The following is a 3,618-nucleotide window of genomic DNA, read 5'->3' as shown; positions in this document are numbered from 1 at the left end:
GACCCCTTTAATATATCATTCATCACTCTGTTTCGTCAACAACTTTTTTAAAAAGTTTTATGTAACGTCATCAGCGACGTTTATTAATATACCACCCTCTCTAAAGAGTGTCAACAAAAAAATTAGAACAAGCGAAACAATCCGCCTGTTCTAAGATAAGATCACCATTTTTATAATGATTAATGCAGCAACACCCGGCAAACCAAGCAATCCAGAAATACCCGCAGTCGTCAGATTAATGGGGATGTGCAGCCCTATGCTTGTACCAAATGCATTAATGAAAAATAAGAATAATGCACCTATTACAACTTTCACAAGCACTTGGCCTGCCCAGCGCATGGATCTGAGCGGTGCGCCCGCAACAAGCAGCAGGATGATGATTCCTCCGAGAATGGAAAAAACGTAAACGGGTTCCATTCCACCACTCACTTTCATTATTACTTTCTAAATATCTATGAAAGCCTGGTGAAAATAGAACAAGCTATTTCTTTCCGATTGTAATATTTCTCTTTTTTGCTTCTCTTAATAAGAAGAAGTATTTAGATTGAGCAACTTTTAGCGCATACAGTATTTCAGGAGATGGCTCCACACTTTTATCAACAAGCTGTTTTTGGCGATTCCAGTCATCTTTCATATAAATGAGATCATCCACCAGCAGCTGATCGTATTCTTTTCTTAGCCAGCCTTTTCTGCGAAAAAACAATGAAACTTCCCCTCTCCGGCCATCCCAATATTAAAGCTCGCGTCTTCCTTCCAGAGCCTTTGATAAAGTTACTTCATCCGCATATTCCAGATCTCCGCCAACAGGAAGGCCATGTGCTATCCGCGTCATTTTAATGCCTGTCGGCTTTAATAGCCTGGAGATATACATAGCTGTTGCTTCACCCTCAATGTTAGGATTGGTGGCAAGTATAATTTCCTGCACCGTATCGTCCTGAAGTCTTTTCAGCAGTTCAGGAATCTTGATATCCTCAGGTCCGATGCCGTCCATTGGAGAGATTGCACCCTGAAGCACATGATACAGTCCAGAGTATTCTTTCATTTTTTCCATTGCGATGACGTCTTTTGGGTCCTGAACAACACAAATGACGGTTTTATCTCTTCTTTGGTCTTCACAAATATAGCAGGGATCCTGATCTGTAATATGGCCACACACAGAACAGTATGTGAGATTTCTTTTAGCATTGACCAAAGCCTTCGCAAAATCCAGCACAACATCTTCTTTCATATTCAGTACAAAAAAAGCCAGACGAACGGCCGTCTTCGGGCCAATTCCTGGCAGTTTCATAAAGCTGTCAATCAGCTTTGATATCGGTTCAGGATAATGCATTCCATTCCTCCTAGAACATGCCTGGCAAGTTCATGCCTTTAGTAAATTTGCCCATTGTATCATTTGTGAGCTCATCCATTTTCTTTAGTGCATCATTTGTAGCAGCTAGAACCAAATCTTGAAGCATATCGATATCTTCCGGATCTACAACTTCCTCTTTGATGTTTACATCGATGACTTCTTTGTTTCCATTAATCGTAACAGTGACCATTCCGCCGCCAGCTGTTCCTTCGATTGTTTTTTCAGCCAGTTCTTCTTGCGCTTTGGCCATATCTTTCTGCATTTTTTGCATTTGCTTCATCATTTTTTGCATGTTGCCCATTCCGCCACGGTTCATAATAAATCTCCTCCAATATTAATCTTTTATTTCAATGAGATCTGTACCCACTAGTTTTTTTGCTTCAGCTATGAGCGGATCTTCGTCTTCATCAGGGGAATCGCCGTCTTCATTCTGACGCTGATCACGTATGTAATCTTCTCTTATTTTACCCCATTCTTGATCTGGAACGCCAACCATTTCCATGTTTCGTCCCGTTAATTCCAAAAGAATGGCTTCCATATTGCTTCGGACCTGATTATTGTTGTCCGCTACCATTTTACAATGGATTTCATATTTAAACTTTAACACAAATGCCGTTTCTGATGCAGCTACAGGTTCGCTGTCTGTCAGAAGGGCTGCGTGTGATACTTTGTTTTGTCTGCGCAAATAATCAAGCAGCTCTCCCCAGCGGCTTTTAATAGCTGACAGGTTTTGTTTAGTAGCATCTTTCAGGATTTCCTGAATTCTGCCTGCCGGCACTTTGTACCCGCTTCGGACAGCTTTAGGGGCCTTTTGTTCACTTTGAGGCGCTTGCTGTCCGCTGACTGCGATTCCCTGTTTTTTCAGAAGCTCTAATTCATTTGCAAGCTTCTTTACTGCTGCTTCGAGTTCAGTATGATTTTCACTTCCGAGTGACTGAACAGCTTTTGCCTCGTGCTCGGAAAGCTTAACAATTGCCACCTCAAGGAAAATACGGGGGTGATTCGTCCATTTCATTTCCTGCTGGCTTTTGTTCAGCACATCAATTGCATGATAGATGGTACCTGAAGGCATCTGTTTAGATAATTCCACAAACTGTTCATCAACTGTAACCCGCTCTAGAACTTCCTCAAGCTGCGGCGCTGTTTGATACAGCAGCAGATCCCGGTAGTAGTAGATAAAATCTTCTACAAGTTTAGATGCATCCTTTCCCTGATTCATCAGTTCATCTAAAGCCTGCAGAGCACCAGATACATTTTTATTGAACATAGCATGAATTAATTCGCCAATCATCGCCTGTGAGACCGACCCTGTTATGAGCAGCGCATCGTCTAATGTCACGGATTCATCACTGAAAGAAATAGCCTGATCAAGCAAACTCAAGGCATCACGCATTCCTCCGTCCGCTGCACTGGCTATGACCTGAAGGGCAGCAGTATCAGCCTCTATCTCCTGATCTTCGATGATCTCCTGCATTCTCCCGACAATTGCAGCCGCTGTAATTCGTTTGAAATCGAATCTCTGACACCTGGAGATAATCGTCAGCGGGATTTTGTGGGGTTCTGTCGTGGCCAATATAAAGATGACATGCTTAGGCGGTTCTTCAAGTGTTTTTAACAAGGCATTGAAAGCTCCAATTGAGAGCATGTGCACTTCATCAACGATATAAACCTTATATTTCACCGAAGACGGTGCATATTTTACTTTATCGCGTATATCCCTTATTTCATCTACTCCGTTATTTGAAGCAGCATCTATTTCAATCACATCGGAAATGGAACCATCTGTGATGCCAAGGCAGGCAGAACATTCATTGCACGGTTCCGCTACAGGAGCTTTTTCACAATTGACTGTTTTCGCAAAAATCTTGGCCGCACTCGTTTTCCCTGTTCCTCTTGGTCCGGAAAAAAGATAGGCATGCGAGAATTTTTCTTGCAGCAGGGCATTTTGAAGCGTTCTTGTAATATGTTCTTGACCTACGACATCATGAAATTGCTGCGGCCGCCAAACACGGTATAAAGCCTGGTAACTCACATAACGCCCTCCTTCAAATTCATCTCTTCTATTATACCTTATGGAAATAGTATTTTACAAAGGGGATAACACCGAAAAGCGGAATCGCCCGTTTAGCTCCGACAGACAGATAAGGATCCGGCAGTGAAGGCGCTTTTTGCCTTTGCTGGCGGATCCGTTCTGGCCGAGGAGTTGGGCGATGGAGCTAGACAACACCGAAAAGCGGAACCGACTGGTCAGACCCGACAGACAAATA

The 3,618-nt window shown here is 42.8% G+C and carries 6 protein-coding genes; all 6 read right to left on the bottom strand.

Translation table 11 applies throughout. The annotated features are described in order from the left end of the window. Positions 1 to 150: 150 nt before the first annotated feature. On the bottom strand, positions 151 to 417 hold the full coding sequence (locus ABEQ24_RS21565; protein ID WP_070875721.1) for a pro-sigmaK processing inhibitor BofA family protein: 267 nt from the start codon (positions 415 to 417) through the stop codon (positions 151 to 153). 64 nt (positions 418 to 481) lie between these two features. Next, entirely contained in the window at positions 482 to 703 is a 222-nt protein-coding gene (locus ABEQ24_RS21560; protein ID WP_070875720.1) for a YaaL family protein, read from the bottom strand. Positions 704 to 733: 30 nt separating this feature from the next. After that, positions 734 to 1,330 (bottom strand): recombination mediator RecR, encoded by a 597-nt coding sequence (gene recR, locus ABEQ24_RS21555; protein ID WP_070875719.1) that lies wholly within the window; start codon positions 1,328 to 1,330, stop codon positions 734 to 736. Positions 1,331 to 1,340: 10 nt separating this feature from the next. Continuing rightward, entirely contained in the window at positions 1,341 to 1,667 is a 327-nt protein-coding gene (locus tag ABEQ24_RS21550) for a YbaB/EbfC family nucleoid-associated protein (RefSeq protein WP_070875718.1), read from the bottom strand. An 18-nt stretch (positions 1,668 to 1,685) separates the two neighbouring features. Then, positions 1,686 to 3,383, bottom strand: a complete 1,698-nt coding sequence (gene dnaX, locus ABEQ24_RS21545; RefSeq protein ID WP_430008700.1) for a DNA polymerase III subunit gamma/tau — start codon at positions 3,381 to 3,383, stop codon at positions 1,686 to 1,688. Between the two features lie 54 nt (positions 3,384 to 3,437). Further along, a partial coding sequence (locus tag ABEQ24_RS21540; RefSeq protein WP_430008699.1) for a hypothetical protein occupies positions 3,438 to 3,618 on the bottom strand: 181 nt, incomplete at its 5' end.

This window comes from Metabacillus idriensis (genome assembly GCF_050483325.1).
Taxonomy (GTDB): Bacteria; Bacillota; Bacilli; order Bacillales; family Bacillaceae; genus Bacillus_P; species Bacillus_P idriensis_A.
The sequence above is the reverse complement of the archived record's forward strand: the minus strand, read 5'-3'. Positions and strand labels throughout refer to the sequence as shown.

Bases quoted from the DNA above. Each gene is read 5' to 3' on its own strand.
- ABEQ24_RS21565 (WP_070875721.1), bottom strand. From the start codon at position 417: ATGGAACCCGTTTACGTTTTTTCCATTCTCGGAGGAATCATCATCCTG.
- recR (WP_070875719.1), bottom strand. From the start codon at position 1,330: ATGCATTATCCTGAACCGATATCAAAGCTGATTGACAGCTTTATGAAA.
- ABEQ24_RS21550 (WP_070875718.1), bottom strand. From the start codon at position 1,667: ATGAACCGTGGCGGAATGGGCAACATGCAAAAAATGATGAAGCAAATG.